10 protein-coding genes and 1 pseudogene are annotated in these 15530 nt (G+C 71.2%); 7 read left to right on the forward strand and 4 right to left on the reverse strand.

Going from position 1 to position 15530, the window contains the following annotated elements; all coding sequences use genetic code 11:
- The first annotated feature begins 445 nt into the window (after nt 1-445).
- The 4 genes from ACLJT4_RS25900 (at nt 446) to ACLJT4_RS25915 (ending at nt 4749) form a co-directional block, all read left to right on the forward strand.
- On the forward strand, nt 446-1705 hold the full coding sequence (locus ACLJT4_RS25900; protein ID WP_233661988.1) for an ABC transporter substrate-binding protein: 1260 nt from the start codon (nt 446-448) through the stop codon (nt 1703-1705).
- Nucleotides 1702-2625, forward strand: coding sequence for a carbohydrate ABC transporter permease (locus tag ACLJT4_RS25905; protein WP_411125667.1), 924 nt, complete (start codon nt 1702-1704; stop codon nt 2623-2625). Before ACLJT4_RS25900 ends, ACLJT4_RS25905 begins: the two co-directional genes overlap by 4 nt.
- 4 nt (nt 2626-2629) lie before the next feature.
- Entirely contained in the window at nt 2630-3466 is an 837-nt protein-coding gene (locus ACLJT4_RS25910) for a carbohydrate ABC transporter permease (protein WP_376447491.1), read from the forward strand.
- Nucleotides 3467-3798: 332 nt separating this feature from the next.
- The gene (locus ACLJT4_RS25915) at nt 3799-4749 is read left to right on the forward strand and encodes a TauD/TfdA dioxygenase family protein (protein ID WP_411125670.1); all 951 of its coding nucleotides are present in this window, start codon (nt 3799-3801) and stop codon (nt 4747-4749) included.
- A gap of 34 nt (nt 4750-4783) precedes the next feature.
- On the opposite strand, the gene ACLJT4_RS25920 is transcribed toward ACLJT4_RS25915, so the two are convergent.
- A complete protein-coding gene (locus tag ACLJT4_RS25920; protein WP_411125672.1) occupies nt 4784-5626 on the reverse strand; it encodes an ArsR/SmtB family transcription factor in 843 nt (280 codons plus the stop codon).
- 909 nt (nt 5627-6535) lie between these two features.
- Here ACLJT4_RS25920 and ACLJT4_RS25925 point away from each other — a divergent pair.
- The 3 genes and pseudogenes from ACLJT4_RS25925 to ACLJT4_RS25935 form a co-directional block, all read left to right on the forward strand.
- Nucleotides 6536-6766 (forward strand): annotated as a pseudogene (locus ACLJT4_RS25925) (amidohydrolase family protein); the annotation flags it as partial.
- A gap of 10 nt (nt 6767-6776) precedes the next feature.
- The gene (locus ACLJT4_RS25930; protein WP_411125939.1) at nt 6777-7277 is read left to right on the forward strand and encodes a cytosine permease; all 501 of its coding nucleotides are present in this window, start codon (nt 6777-6779) and stop codon (nt 7275-7277) included.
- A 244-nt stretch (nt 7278-7521) separates the two neighbouring features.
- Nucleotides 7522-8088: a GNAT family N-acetyltransferase gene (locus ACLJT4_RS25935; RefSeq protein WP_411125674.1), complete on the forward strand. Its 567-nt coding sequence runs from the start codon at nt 7522-7524 to the stop codon at nt 8086-8088.
- A 107-nt stretch (nt 8089-8195) separates the two neighbouring features.
- On the opposite strand, the gene ACLJT4_RS25940 is transcribed toward ACLJT4_RS25935, so the two are convergent.
- The 3 genes from ACLJT4_RS25940 to dusB form a co-directional block, all read right to left on the reverse strand.
- A complete protein-coding gene (locus tag ACLJT4_RS25940) occupies nt 8196-10355 on the reverse strand; it encodes an alkyl/aryl-sulfatase (RefSeq protein ID WP_411125676.1) in 2160 nt (719 codons plus the stop codon).
- Nucleotides 10356-10677: 322 nt separating this feature from the next.
- Nucleotides 10678-13458 (reverse strand): pyruvate, phosphate dikinase, encoded by a 2781-nt coding sequence (gene ppdK / locus ACLJT4_RS25945; RefSeq protein WP_411125941.1) that lies wholly within the window; start codon nt 13456-13458, stop codon nt 10678-10680.
- Between the two features lie 934 nt (nt 13459-14392).
- Complete coding sequence (gene dusB, locus ACLJT4_RS25950) at nt 14393-15529, reverse strand: tRNA dihydrouridine synthase DusB (RefSeq protein ID WP_037636358.1); 1137 nt, start codon at nt 15527-15529, stop codon at nt 14393-14395.
- Nucleotide 15530 lies beyond the last annotated feature (1 nt).

The following is a 15530-nucleotide window of genomic DNA, read 5'->3' on the forward strand; positions in this document are numbered from 1 at the left end:
GGGGGGGGGGGGGGGGGGGGGGGGGGGGGGGGGGGGCGCCCGGCCCCCCCCCCCCCCCCCCCCCCCCCCCCCCCCCCCCCCCCCACACCCTCGCGCCGTCCGTACGGTTCCCCACCCCTGGGGTGAGGAGGGAAAGGCCCTGGTTGCGCACGGCCGACCCGCACTGCTGGTCGGGGGGCCACCACGACCGGGCCTGTTCGTCCTCTCCCCCTCACCGGGTGGGGGCGCTCCACGGCGGGAAGGGGTCGGGCCGGAGGGGGCGTTGTGCAGGACGTAAAGCGCAGCAGTCCTGCATGACGCCCCCTCCGGCCCGACCCCGGCACCACAACGAACCAACGCCCCCACCCGAACACACCCCCCGCCGAAGGCGAAACAACCGCACCCCCACGGCGGCAAACCCCACAACGTGGTGCGCGGCCCCGCCAGGTACGGCAAAGTACCTGCCATGACGATGATCGGCAGAAGACGGCTCCTCGCCGCCGGAGGCGGCATCGCGCTCACCGGGGCGATGGCGACCGCGTGCGGTTCCAACACCGGTCGTGGCGGCTCCGGTTCGGGGCCGGCGCTGGCGCAGTGGTACCACCAGTACGGCGAACCGGGCACCCAGCAGGCGGTGAAGCGGTACGCCGCCGCGTACAAGAAGGCGGACGTCAGCGTCCAGTGGCGGCCCGGCGACTACGACCGGCAGACCGCGGCGGCGCTGCTGACCGATGCGGGACCGGACGTCTTCGAGGTCAACGGGCCGATGCTGGAGCAGATCCAGGGCGGGCAGGTCGCCGATCTGACCGAGCTGGTCGCGCCGGTCAAGGACGACTTCAACCAGGCGGTGCTGGCGCCCAAGATCTGGCAGGACAAGATCTGGGGCATCCCGCAGACCGTCGACACGCAGTTGCTGTACTACCGCAAGAGCCTGCTGAAGGGCGCCGGGGTGCAGCCGCCGCAGAGCGTCGACGCGTTGGTCGACGCCGCGAAGAAGCTCACCACCGGCAAGGTCAAGGGGCTGTTCCTCGGCAACGACGGCGGTGTCGGGGTGCTCAGCGGGACGCCGCTGTTCGCCGCCGGGCTGAGCCTGATCACCGAGGACGGCAAGGTCGGGTTCGACGATCCGGCGGCGGCCCGGGTGCTGGCGAAGTTCCGGCAGTTGTTCGCCGACGGGTCGCTGCTGCTGGGTGCGCCCACGGACTGGTCCGACCCGGCGGCCTTCGTCCAGGGGCTGACCGCCATGCAGTGGTCGGGGCTGTGGGCGCTGCCGCAGATCAAGAAGGCGCTGGGGGACGATTTCGGGGTGCTGCCGTTCCCGAAGGACGGCCCCGGCGGGAAGCCGACCGTGCCGGTGGGGGCGTACGCGACCGCGGTGAACGCCCGCAGCAAGAACCGTGCGGCGGCTAAGGAATTCGCCAAGTGGTTGTGGATCGACCGGACGGATTTCCAGGAGGATTTCGCGCTGTCGTACGGATTCCACATTCCGGCCCGCCTCTCGCTGGCGAAGAAGGCCCGGCAACTACAGCAGGGGCCGGCGGCGGACGCCGTGCGGTTCGCCACCGACCACGGTTACGCCGAGCCGCTGCTGTGGAACACCGCGGACCGCAACGCGTACCAGGACGCGCTCAGTCGGATCATCAAGAGCGGGGCGAACCCGGAGTCCGAGCTGAGGTCCGTGGTACGGACGGTCAACGCCGAGCTGCAGCGGGCCAAGAAGAAGTGAGCGCGCGCACCGCCCGGCTGCTCGGTCCGCAACGGCGCAATCTGTGGTTCTGGGTGTTCGTCGGGCCGTTCGCGATCGGGCTGGCGCTGTTCACCTACGTCCCGTTGCTGTGGAGCGTCTACCTCAGTTTCTTCGACGCCCACAACACGGTGAACCCGACGGAATTCATCGGGCTCGACAATTACGCGACGATGCTGCAGGACGGCGCCTTCCTGAGCAGTTTGGGCACCTTCCTGCTCTTCACCGCGTTCATCGTGCCGGCCACGTTCGGGCTGTCGCTGTCGTTGGCGCTGATGGTGAACCGGCTGCGTTTCGCGCAGGCGTTCTTCCGGTCGGTGTTCTTCCTGCCGACCGCGTGCTCGTACGTCGTGGCGTCGCTGATCTGGAAGTTGTCGCTCTTCAACGGGGTGCGGTTCGGGCTGGCGAACACCGTGCTCGGCTGGTTCGGGGTGGATCAGACGGCGTGGCTGTCCACGACCAGTCCGCCGTGGTACTGGCTGGTGATCGTCACCGTGCGGATGTGGCTGCAGGCCGGCTTCTACATGATCCTCTTCCTCGCCGGACTCCAGCGGATCTCCCCGCAGTTGTACGAGGCGGCGGCGGTGGACGGGGCCCGGCCGGGCTGGCAGGTCTTCCGGCACATCACCTTCCCGCAGCTGCGGGCCACCTCGGTGGCGGTGGTGCTGCTGCTGGTCATCAACGCCTTCCAGGCGTTCGACGAGTTCTACAACCTGCTGAGCGACGCCCGTGGCTATCCGCCGTACGCCCGCCCGCCGCTGGTGTACCTGTACTACACCGCGCTCGGCCGGGACCAGAACCTGGGGCTGGGCAGCGCCGGCGCGGTGATCCTGGCGTTGATCATCGCGCTGGCGACGGTGGTCCAGGCCCGCTGGTTCGGGCTCGGCCGCAAGGAGGACTGAGACCATGCACGAGGCCCTGACCCGGGCCGGCCGGGCGCTGCGGCTGGTGCTGCTGGTCGCGCTGGCCCTGCTCTTCCTCGTCCCGTTCTACCTGCTGGTGCGCAACGGGCTGGCGAGCGAGGCCGACATCACGGCGCCCGCCTGGACGTTCTTCCCGCACGAGCTGCACTGGTCGAACCTGGCCGAGGCGTTCACCGATCCGGACCTGCCGTTGGCCCGGTCGCTGCTCAACTCTGCGGTGATCGCGGTGGCGACGACCGTGGGCACGGTGGTGCTGGCCTCGATGGCCGGCTACGGCCTGGCCCGCATCCCCTACCGCCACGCCTCGGTGGTCTTCTACGCGATCCTGGGGACGTTGATGGTCCCGGCGGCCGTGACGTTCGTGCCCAGCTTCGTGCTGGTCTCCACGCTCGGCTGGATCTCGACGCTGCGCGGCCTGGTCGTCCCGACGCTGTTCAGCGCCTTCGCGTGCTTCGTCTTCCGGCAGTACTTCCTGGGCTTCCCCCAGGAGTTGGAGGACGCGGCGCGGGTGGACGGGCTGGGGTACTGGCGGACGTACTGGCGGATCGTGGTGCCCAACACCCGGCCGGTCTTCGCGGCGGTCGGCACCATCGTCTTCATCGGGGCGTGGAACTCCTTCCTGTGGCCGCTGGTGATCGGGCAGGACCAGTCGGCCTGGACGGTGCAGGTGGCGCTGTCCACGTTCACCACCGCGCAGAACCTCAACCTGCACGAACTCTTCGTCGCGGCGGGGGTGTCGATCCTCCCGCTGGTGGTGGTCTTCCTGCTGCTCCAGCGGTACATCGTGGCCGGCGTGGAGCGCTCCGGCATCGACGACTGAGGGCGGTCGCGGTCCGCGCACCATGGGCAGCGGGCCGCGGATGCGGTACGGTGCGTGCCATGTGCACGTACCTGGATCTCCGTGAGGCGGCGCCGCGCGACCGCGGCCCTCACGGTGCGTGCGCCCCGCGCGGCCTGAGCTTCCTGCGCCGCCGCGGCCGGGTGGGTTCGCCCCCGGCCGGCTGTCCCGGCACGCACTAGGGACCCACGACCCGGCCCGGCCGCCGGCTCGCCCGTTCCTTCCCCCGGCACCCGCCGTCCCCTTCCCCCGCCCCGCGCCGGTCGCCCGTCCGCGGCCGTGCGCCCACTCGACTCCGTTGCAAGGAGGACCCGTTGACGACTTCCCTCGACGCGCCCGCATCCGCCGTCCCGCCGCCCCTGCGCCCCCACCGCATCCCCGCCGACGGCCTCTACGAAGGCCATCGGATCCTGCGCCGCACCCCGGACGACTGGCCGGACCGGCCCTACGAGCTGTTCGACGTCGTCCCGCAGTCCGCCACCATCGGGGCGGAGGTCCGGGGGCCGGACCTGTCGCGCCCCCTGTCCCCGGCGCTGCGGGCGGAGCTGAACCGGGCCCTGCTGGAGTGGAAGGTGCTGTTCTTCCGCGGACAGCACCTCACATCGGCCGCGCAGCGTCAATTCGCCGCCAATTGGGGGGAGTTGGAGACCAACCCGCTGCTCGCCCGGGGCGACTCGAAGGAGGTGGTGCGGTTTGACAAGGCGGCCGCCGGCGCTCAGACGTTCGAGAACGTATGGCACACGGACGTAACCTTCCGCGAACGGCCGGCGATGGGCGCGGTGTTGCAGCTGCGCGAGGTTCCGGCGGCGGGCGGGGACACGATGTGGGCCGACATGGCCGCGGCGTACGACAATTTGCCACTGGAAATCCGGGAGCGGATCGATGGGGCGCGGGCGGTGCACGACTATCTCCCGGGCTTCTCCCGATTCTTCTCCGCGGCCCAACTCGCCCCGTTCCAAGGGGAGTTCCCTCCGGTGGAGCATCCGGTGGTGCGCCGGCACCCGGAGACCGGGCGGCGGATGCTGTTCGTCAACGCGTCGTTCACCACCCGGATCGTGGGGCTGCCGGAGGCGGAGAGCGACCGGCTGCTGCGCCGGTTGTTCCAGCAGGCGCACGTCCCGGAGTTCCAGGTGCGGTTCCGCTGGCGGGCCGGGGACGTCGCCTTCTGGGACAACCGCGCCACCCAGCACTACGCCGTCCACGACTACGGCACACAGCGGCGGCTCGCGGAACGGGTGGCGATCGCCGGGGACCGGCCGTACTGACGGGACGGGCCGCGCGCCGCGCCCGACCGGCGGCTCAGCGCTCGAAGACCGCCGCCCCGTCCGCGTGGGCGCCGCGCAACAGGGCGGCGCCCAGCGGCGTCAGGGTGTGCAGCACCGCATTGCCCTGACGCAGGGTGGACAGCAGGCCGGCGTCGCGCAGGACGGTGGCGTGCTGGCTGGCGGAGGCCAGCGACACGTCGACGCGGCGGGCGAGTTCGCTGGTGGTGCAGCCGACGCCGATGCCGTGCAGGATCGCCGAGCGGGTCTGGCCCACCAGCCGGCCCAGCGAGCGGTCGGCCGGGACCGGCGGGGCGAGGCGGGGCGCCGGGTGCTCGACCGGATAGACCAGGACCGGCGTCAGGTCCGGGTTGTGGAAGGTCACCGGGGTGCGGCGGCAGAAGTACGAGGGCAGCAGGAGCAGCCCGCGGCCGCCGAGGTGGAGGTCCCGGTCCACCGGGTAGTCGGCCTCCAGGACGGGCGGGCGCCAGCGCATCATCGGCGGCAGCGACGCCAGCAGCCGGTCCGCGCCGCCGTCCAGCAGGGCCCGGCCGCGGGCGGCCCGGTCGGCCTCTATCCGACTGCGGACGCGGTGCCAGTGGGGGGCGACGGCCGCGTCGTGGTAGCGCTGGAGTATCCCGGCGAGGCGGCCCAGCGCACGGGTCTCGCCGTCCGCCATGGCGCGTATCCAGGCGGGGAGCGGGCGCCCCGCGGCGGGCACCAGACGGGAGAGTTCGGCGTGCAGCCGACCGACCGGCGTCTCACGCAGCGCGGCGAGCGCCTCGCCCATGCCGAGCAGCCCCTCGGCGGGCGTCAGGAAATCCGGGAAATAGCCGCGGGTGGGCACCAGCGGCGCCAGCATACGCGCTTCGCCATTCAACCTTCCGCGGGTTTCCGATCGCCAACTGCCGAACGTGGAATCGTCACGTCGGTCGCGAAGCCGGTGAAAGCTTAAGACCGTCTCCCACAGCGCATCCGGGCGCGCGGCAATCCGCACGCGGGCCAGATCGAGTCCACTGAAATGGACGCGTAACACCGAACCCCCACTCTTTGGTTATCTCCGTCGGCCCCCGGCACGCCTGAGTATGCACGCAACCACACGCGGTCACCATGCCCTTTTGGCCACAGTTGAAAAGGGTCGCGCGGGGCCCCACCCGGACGGAATGCTGGAGGCAATTCAACGACGGTGCGCACGGCCCGGATTGCTCGATCCCGTGGGGGGTGATGGGCAAACAACCGGCCGGGCACAGCCCCGTTGAAGGCCGCCTCCCACGCCGACTGGGAGGGCGGCAGCTCCCGAGGGGGGAGTCCGGAGAAAAGCGAGGGCGGCACCCGTGCGCACGGGTGCCGCCCTTGCCGTACGCCGCCGTTCGCCGGCCGGTCCGCGGGGCACGTCGCCGCCCGGTCGACCACGGCCGCGACTCCCGGAACGGCCGACAACCGACCGTGACCCGCGCCACGGAATAGTTCCGATACGGACGGTTCCCGTTCGGACGATTCCGGGACGGGGCATTCCCCCGCGGATGGTTCTCCATTGGACGATTTCCGGTGCGGCGTCTTCCGGTTCAAAGGATTCCCGGCCGACGGGTTCCGGTGCCGCTCGGATCACCGGCTTCGACGCTTTTCGGGATTCCGCGCAGGGGCCTCCGGGTCCCTTCTGCGGGCCCGTGTGCCGAAAGCCCTGAAAACGGCGCCCGGAGCGGAGCGGCGGGCCCCGGCGTGGCGGACTGGGCGCCCGATTCGCACGGCCGAGGACTGCCGCGCCGCGCTCGACGGCCGCGTGGACGAGGTGCTGGACCTGGACGGCCGGTGGGTCCTGCCCGGCTTCGTCGACGCGCACTGCCACCCGGTGATGTACGGCCAGAACCTGGCCTGGGCGGACGTCCGCCCGGAGACCGTCGACACCATCGACGGCCTGGTGGCGGCCCTGCGGCGGCACGCCGAGGGCCTGCGCCCCGACACCGCCGTCCGCGGCTACGGCTACGAGCTGGCTGTACGTCCTCTACATCGCCGCCTGCTTCCTCGGCTCGATCTCCAACAACGCCTCCGTCTTCTACTCCTCCGGCCTCGCCATCCAGGCGATCGGCATTCCCCTCAAGCGTTGGCTGGCCACCGCCCTCGACGCCCTCCTCGCGCTGGTCGCGGTCCTGCTGATCCTCTTCGTGTACGACTTCGAGACCGCGTTGAACGACTTCCTGTCGCTGGTCAACGTGTGGGCGGGACCGTTCGCCGCGGTCTGGATCACCGACGGGGTGCTGCGCCGCTGGCAGTACGACGCGCACGCCATCCACACCAGCGACGCCAGCAGCCGCTACTGGGGCCTGGGCGGCGTCAACGTCCGCGGCATCGCGGCCATGGCGTGCGGCGTGGGAACGGGGCTGCTCACCATCAACTCGCCGCTGCTGCACAGCTGGCTGAGCGCCCGGCTCGGCGGCACCGACCTGTCCTGGTTCCTGCCCATCGTGGTGTCGGGCGCCGTCTACGCGGTGCTCGCCGGACGGCGGGTACGCGGCGAGGTCCGGGCCGGCTGACCGCGCCCGAGCCGGTCGCCCCGCGCCGGCCGGCCGAGTCCGAGGGCGGCACCCGTGCGCGGGTGCCGCCCTCGTCGGCGTTCCACGGCGGGCGGAACGCGTCACCGGGCCCGGCACGGGGATCGTCCGGCGCCGGTGGCTGGGAAAGATCCGGATGGTCCCGCAGCCCACCCGCGGCCGGGGCCGAGCCGGCCGCCGCCCGCCCGGGGCGGCCGGATCCGCGCGACCGCCCGAGGAGCACCACGTGACCCACCCCGCATCCCTCACCGTCGCCCGCCTGGACGGCCCGGCCGCCGAACGGGCCGAAGCCGACCTCACGTTCGTCCACGCCGACGCGTTCGCCGAACCGCCGTACTGCGAGACCGGGGACGACGTCCGCGCCGCCGTCCGCCGCTTCCGCGGCACGACCCGGAACCCGACGTTCCGCGCCGCGCTGGCCCGCACGCCGGACGGCACCCCCGTCGGCCTGGCGTACGGCGCCCACCTCGGACCGGGGACCGGCTGGTGGGACACGCTCACCGCGCCCGTGCCGGACGCCGTGCGCCGCGCGGACGGCCGGCGCACCTTCGACCTGATGGAACTGGCCGTGCGCCTGCCGTGGCGCGGCCACGGCCTCGCGCGCCGGCTGCACGAGACCCTCCTCGACGGCCTCGCGGCCGAGCGGGTGGTCCTCCACGTCCACCCGGCGGGCGAGGCCGCCCAGGCCGCCTACCGGTCCTGGGGCTACCGCAAGTTCGGCGAGGCCCGCCCGCGGACCGGCGCCGACCTGCACGACGCGCTGTTCCTCGATCTGAGACGCGGGCCCGCGTAGGGCTGCCGGACAAAGTCCGCCCCGCGCACGCCCCTGAACGGCCGGCGCCCGGTCCGCGGCGGACGGACCGGGCGCCGGCGTCCGGACGGAGTCGTCCGGACGGGTCGTCAGTTCCGCTGGCGCGGGGTGACGATGGCGAACTTCGGGTCGGGGAGGGTCAGCGTGGAGAAGACGGCGTCCGTCGCCTCCTGCGCCCGCTCGCCCTCCAGGGTGATCTTCCCTGCCTGCACGGCCTTGTTGAAGTTCTCCTTGAAGCCGGGGGTCTCGGCCAGTTCGTTGAGCGTCTGGCGGCTGAGCGTGACGGTCGCTGCCGGCAGCTCGACGAAGCGGTCCCCGCCCTCGACGAAGACCAGCACGCCGTTGCGGAGCGTCGTGGTGCACTTCTCCCCGGTCGCGGCGCCCTGCGCGTCGGTGAAGACCCAGTTGAGGGCGATCGGGGCGAGGTGCTGCTCGGCGGCCGCCGGCCCGTCCACGCTGCGGGCGAGCGCGGAGAAGTACTGGTCCAGAGTGGTGCTGCGGATCAGGTCGGAGGAGGACTGGCTGACGATCAGCGGCTGCGGACCGTTCACCACTTCCTGGGCACCGGTGAGGTAGGCGTTGCGCCAGGTGCCGTTCTCGCTGCCGTAGCCGAGCTGGGTGAAGACCTTGGCCTGGAGCTCCTTGGCCCGGGTGACCTGCGGCTCGGCCAGCGGACTGCCGTCTTCCGCGGCCGCCGCGAAGATGACGTGGTTGAGGAGTTCCGCGGCCCAGCGGAAGCCGTCCGGGGTGTCGCGGTCGTACGCCTGCTGGGCCTGGTCGACGACGGCTTCGGCACCACCCATCGCCGCCACGTAGGCCGCACCCGCCTCGACGGGCGGCAGTTCCCACAGGTGTGCCGGGTTGCCGTCGTACCAGCCCATGTAACGCTGGTAGACCGCCTTGAGGTTGTGGCTCATCGAGCCGTAGTAGCCCTGGTCGTACCAGTGGTCACGCAGGCCGGGCGGCAGGTCCTGGAGCTCTTCGGAGATCTCGATGCCGGTGCGGCCTGCGTTGATCAGCCGCAGCGACTGGTCGTTGAGGTAGCCGTACATGTCGCGCTGCTTGTTGAGGAATTCGAGGATGCGCTCGTTGCTCAGCTTGGCGCCTGGCTCCTCGTGCTCCACCTCCGCCCACACCGGCCAGTGGTGCGAGGCGAACAGGACGTCCGTCTCCTTGCCGAAGGTCTGGATCGCCTCGGTGAGGTACTTCGACCAGGCGTGCGCGTCCCGCACCTGCGCACCGCGCAGGCTGAGGATGTTGTGCATGGTGTGCGTGGCGTTCTCCGCGATGCACAGGGTCCTGGCGTCCGGGAAGTAGATGTTCATCTCCGCCGGCGCCTCGGTGCCCGGCGTGAGCTGGAAGACCAGCGGGAAGCCGAACTCCTCGAACACGTACAGCCCCGACCGCCAGGGGATGACGTGCGAGCCGCTCCAGGAACCCTTCGGAACCGGCTGGTACTGCGGCCCGCCGATGTAGTGGGTCGGCGGGATGAGGGTCACCTCGCCCGTGGAGATCGTCAGGCCCAGCCCCGAACCGACCTGCCCCATGGGGCTCTTGTCCAGCTGCGCCGCGTACATGTACTGCGCGCGCCGCGCCATCGCCGGACCGGCGTAGACGTTCTCGCTGATCGCGTGCTCCAGGAAGCCGTCCGGCGCGACGATCGGCACCCCCGGGTCCGCGGGATCGCCCAGCTCGGCGAAGACGCCGCGGGCGCCGCCGAAGTGGTCGACGTGGCAGTGGGTGTAGATCAGCCCCTTGACGGGCCGCTGCTCCTTGGTCAGCTCCGTCTTGTCCCGGAACAGCTGCAGCGCGGCCTGCGCGGTCTCGTAGCAGGCCAGCGGGTCGATGATGACCAGGCCCGCGTCGTGCTCGACGATCGTCATGTTCGACAGGTCGTAGCCGCGCACCTGGTAAATGCGGTACTCACGACAGGACGTGACCTGGAACAGCCCGGCGATGGCGGTCAGTTCGCCCTGGCGGTGCAGGCTGCCGTTGACCGACGGCATCTGCGCGCGCAGGTCCGGATCGAGGAAGTCGTACGCGGTGAAGTCCCAGACCACCTTCTCCGGGTCCCTGCGGGACATGATCACCGGGACGTCGGGCACGGCGATCTGGAACCTGCTGGCATCCGCGAAGTCCCTGCCGTCCTTCTCATCGGCGGCGTTGGTCGCCTCGGCGACCTTCCGGTTCGCCTCGGCAACCGCGGCCGACGGCTCGATGGGCTCGACGTACTCAGACTTTTCGGGCACGGCGCAACGACCTCCACATAGGGGGCGGGAATCACACGAGAACGCCCGTCACGCTATGCACACGCATCGTCACGTACAAGAGAGGGATCAAGCCAGCACCCCGAAACGGATCGCACCCGCAAAGCCCCCGAGCCGCACCACACCCACCCGACCACCCCGCCCCACCGGGCACTCGCCCGCAAAGCCCCCCGCCCACAAAACCGAGGGCGGCACCTCCGCACAGGTGCCGCCCTCGTGGGGTTCCGGAGCAGGTGGCGGGCTTGAGGGTCGAAGGGCGTGCCCGCCGCCGGTTCCGGGGGTGTGGGGACTCGCGCCCCGGGGGTCAGCGGCTGTCGCTGCCCTGGGACTCGGCCGCCGCGCGGCCCGCTTCCAGTCGTGCGACCGGGATGCGGAACGGCGAGCAGGAGACGTAGTCCAGACCGACCTCGTGGAAGAAGTGGACCGACTCCGGGTCACCGCCGTGCTCGCCGCAGACGCCGAGCTTGAGGTCGGGGCGGGTGGCCCGACCGGCCGCCGCGGCGCTGCGGACCAGGGAGCCCACGCCGTCCTTGTCGATGGTCTCGAAGGGGCTGACGCCGAAGATGCCCTTCTCCAGGTACGCGGTGAAGAAGCTGGCCTCCACGTCGTCCCGGGAGAAGCCCCAGACGGTCTGGGTGAGGTCGTTGGTGCCGAAGGAGAAGAAGTCCGCGGACTCGGCGATCTGACCGGCCGTGAGGGCGGCCCGGGGCAGTTCGATCATGGTACCGAGGGTGAGCTTGAGGCTGACGCCGCGGGCCTGCTCGACCTCGGCGATGACCTGCTCGGCCTCCTCGCGGACGATCTCCAGCTCCTGGACGGTGCCGACCAGCGGGATCATGATCTCCGCCCGCGGGTCGCCCTTGGCGTCCTTGCGCTCGGCGGCGGCCTCGGCGATGGCCCGCACCTGCATGGCGAACAGGCCGGGGATGACCAGGCCCAGGCGGACGCCGCGCAGACCCAGCATCGGGTTCTGCTCGTGCAGCTTGTGCACGGCCTGGAGGAGGCGCAGGTCGTTCTCGTGCGGCTCCTTGCGGGCCTCGGCGAGCGCGACCCGCACCGACAGGTCGGTGATGTCGGGCAGGAACTCGTGCAGCGGCGGGTCCAGCAGGCGGACGGTCACCGGCAGGCCGTCCATCGCCTCGAACAGCTCGATGAAGTCGGCCTTCTGGAGCGGCAACAGCTCGGCGAGGGCGGCTTCCTTGTCGGCGTCGCTGTCGGCCAGGATCAGGCGCTCGACCATCTCCCGGCGCTCGCCGAGGAACATGTGCTCGGTGCGGCACAGGCCGATGCCCTGGGCACCGAACCGGCGGGCGCGGGCGGCGTCCTCGGCGTTGTCGGCGTTGGCCCGCACGCGCAGCCGGCGCACCCGGTCCGCGTACGCCATGACCCGGTGGACGGCCTTGACCAGCTCGTCGGCGTCCTCGGCACCGGCGTGCATCCGGCCCTCGAAGTACTCGACGACCGGGGACGGCACGACCGGGACCTCACCGACGTAGACCTTGCCGGTGGAGCCGTCGATGGAGACGACGTCCCCCTCCTCGATGACGGTGCCGTCCTTGGTGGTCAGCTTGCGGGTCTTGGTGTCGACCTCCAGCTCCTCGGCGCCGCAGACGCAGGTCTTGCCCATGCCGCGGGCGACGACGGCGGCGTGCGAGGTCTTGCCGCCGCGCGAGGTGAGGATGCCCTCGGCGGCGATCATGCCGTTGAGGTCGTCGGGGTTGGTCTCGCGGCGGATCAGGATGACCTTCTCGCCGGAGCGCGACCACTTGACGGCCGTGTAGGAGTCGAAGACGGCCTTGCCGACCGCCGCGCCCGGGGAGGCGGCGATGCCGCGGCCGATCAGCTCGGACTTCGCGTCCAGGTCGAAGCGGGGGAACATCAGCTGCGCCAGCTGGCCGCCGGTGACCCGCTGGAGCGCCTCGGCCTCGTCGATCAGGCCCTGGTCGACGAGCTGGGTGGCGATCCGGAAGGCGGCACCGGCGGTGCGCTTGCCGACCCGGGTCTGGAGCATCCACAGCTTGCCGCGCTCGATGGTGAACTCGATGTCGCACAGGTCCTTGTAGTGCGTTTCGAGCGTCTCCATGATCTGCATCAGCTCGTCGTACGACGCCTGGTCGATCGACTCCAGGTCCGCGAGCGGGACCGTGTTGCGGATGCCGGCGACGACGTCCTCGCCCTGCGCGTTCTGCAGGTAGTCGCCGTAGACGCCCTGGTGGCCGCTGGCCGGGTCGCGGGTGAAGGCGACGCCGGTGCCGGAGTCGGGGCCGAGGTTGCCGAAGACCATGGAGCAGACGTTGACCGCGGTGCCGAGGTCGCCGGGGATGCGCTCCTGGCGGCGGTAGAGCTTGGCGCGGTCGGTGTTCCAGGAGTCGAAGACCGCACGGACGGCGAGGTCCATCTGCTCGCGCGGGTCCTGCGGGAAGTCCCGGCCGGTCTCCTTGGTGACGATCTGCTGGAAGCGCTCGACCAGCGTCTTGAGGTCGGCGGCGTCCAGGTCGACGTCGACGGTGACGCCCTTGGCGTGCTTGGCGTCCTCCAGGGCCTCCTCGAAGAGGTCGCCGTCGACGCCGAGCACGGTCTTGCCGAACATCTGGATCAGGCGGCGGTAGGAGTCCCACGCGAACCGCTCGTCGCCGGCCTGCGCGGCGAGGCCGGAAACCGATGCATCGGAGAGGCCGATGTTGAGGACGGTGTCCATCATGCCGGGCATGGAGAACTTCGCCCCGGAACGCACCGAAACCAACAGGGGGTCGTCGGCCTGGCCGAGCTTCTTGCCCATCTTCTGCTCAAGGGCGTCGAGGTGGTCGGAGACCTCGGCACGGAGTGCCGCGGGCTCACTGCCGCTCTCCAGGTAGACCTTGCAGGCTTCCGTGGTGATCGTGAAGCCGGGCGGGACGGGAAGTCCCAGGTTGGTCATCTCCGCGAGGTTGGCGCCCTTGCCACCGAGGAGGTCTTTGAGGTCCTTGTTGCCCTCGGTGAAGTCGTAGACGAACTTCACGGAAGAAGACGCGCTTACGTGGGGATCTTGTGTTTCCGGCACGGGTCTGACTCCTCGCCGACGGGCTGCCCTGACGGCGAGGAACATACCCAGATCGAAGGCGTATGGGTACGTCCACTTGGTCGACATACGTGCGTAACCCGGCGTCCGCCAGTAGATCGAATGTGATCATGCATTTCGACCATCGTTTACTACCTGAATGCATCACTGCACTCCGCAGTCATCAAGGCCGGAACCGTTACGGAGCGCTCGGTTTCACTTGATGGATTGAACGGATGCCGAGTGGCACCGGGTGCCACCTTTGCGAGAGATGGAGCCCACCCTTCAGTACTCATATGAGCGCAACCCCTATCAGGGGTGGCGAGAATCACGCGCTCATGTGTGACGCCGGCCCATCATTTGGACCCTCTTCCGCGATGTGATCAAGGAACGCGACGACCGGATCACGGGCCCTTTTCCGTACCGCGGACAGATCGGCGCACTATTCGGCCACCCGCCGCTGCGGATCGACGCCGGCGCACACCACGAGCGCCGGACCGCCCCGGCGCACCGGGCTCGCAGCGCCCCGGCCATCAGCTCCGGACGGCGCTGCACGCCCTGCGACCGGCAGAGGGCGAACGTCGGCGTGGCGACCTCGCTACGGGCCAGCTCGGGGGCACCGGACGGCACCCGACGGCGCCCGCATGGAACGGGCACCGCGGCTCGGGCCCCATCCGCTCCGGAACGTCGGTGGGCGTCCGGCTCCGGCCCCGTGCGACGCGGCGGCCGGTTCGACGCCCCGCCCGGCGCGGCGGCCGGCGCCTGCGCACCGAGGCAGCTGCCCGGCGCCGCCGACCCGGGCACTGCGGGCGGCGCGCGGCAGCACCCGCACCGCCCGGATCCACGCGGTGCGGCGGGCCAGCGCCCAGGGCACGCCCGGCGGCAGTATCAGGCCATAGTTCGACGCCGGCGGGAACGCCGCTACGACGTCCGGGGTCGTATACCGGCGGGCACCGGGAGCCCTCGCCCGTGACGGCTCCGGTCAGCCGCCGGAGGTGTCCAGCTCGGCGTCCTCACCGACGCCGGCGCAGTCGTACGGGTCGCGCAGCCAGCCGTCCGGGAGCACCACGCGGTTGTTGCCGGAGGTCCGGCCGCGCGGGCCGTCGGCGCCGACCGGCCAGGGCTGGTCGAGGTCGAGCTCGTGCAGCCCCTCGGAGAGTTCGGCCAGCGACGAGCTGATCGCCAGCCGCTTGCGCATCTCGGAGCCGACCGCGAAGCCCTTGAGGTACCAGGCGACGTGCTTGCGGAAATCGATCACGCCGCGGGCCTCGTCGCCCAACCACTCGCCGAGCAGGGTGGCGTGCCGCACCATCACGGCCGCGACCTCGCGCAGGTCGGGGGCCTTGGGGGCACCGGTGCCCTCGAAGGCGGCGACCAGGTCGCCGAAGAGCCAGGGCCGCCCCAGGCAGCCGCGGCCGACCACGACGCCGTCGCAGCCGGTCTGCCGCATCATCCGCGCCGCGTCGTCGGCCGACCAGATGTCGCCGTTGCCGAGCACCGGGATCTCCGGGACGTGCTCCTTCAGGCGGGCGATGGCGTCCCAGTCGGCGGTGCCGCCGTAGTGCTGGGCGGTGGTGCGGCCGTGCAGCGCGATGGCGGTGACGCCCTCCTCGACGGCGATCCGGCCGGCGTCGAGGAAGGTGAGGTGGTCGTCGTCGATGCCCTTGCGCATCTTCATCGTCACCGGCAGCGCACCGGCGCCGGTGACCGCCTCGCGGAGGATGGCGCGCAGCAGCGGCCGCTTGTACGGCAGGGCGGAGCCGCCGCCCTTGCGGGTCACCTTGGGGACCGGGCAGCCGAAGTTGAGGTCGATGTGGTCGGCCAGGTCCTCTTCGACGATCATGCGCACGGCCTTGCCGACGGTGACCGGGTCGACGCCGTACAGCTGGATCGACCGCGGACGCTCGCTGGCGTCGAAGTGGATCAGCTGCATGGTCTTCTCGTTGCGCTCGACCAGGGCCCGGGTGGTGATCATCTCGCTGACGAAGAGGCCCTTGCCGCCGCTGAACTCCCGGCACAGCGTCCGGAACGGGGCGTTGGTGATGCCGGCCATGGGTGCCAGGACCACGGGGGGCTGCACCGTGTGCGGGCCGATCTGCAGCGAACTCATGGCTCCCATT

Origin of the sequence: Streptomyces sp. x-19, assembly GCF_046549115.1 — a bacterium.
Taxonomy (GTDB): domain Bacteria; phylum Actinomycetota; class Actinomycetes; order Streptomycetales; family Streptomycetaceae; genus Streptomyces; species Streptomyces albulus_C.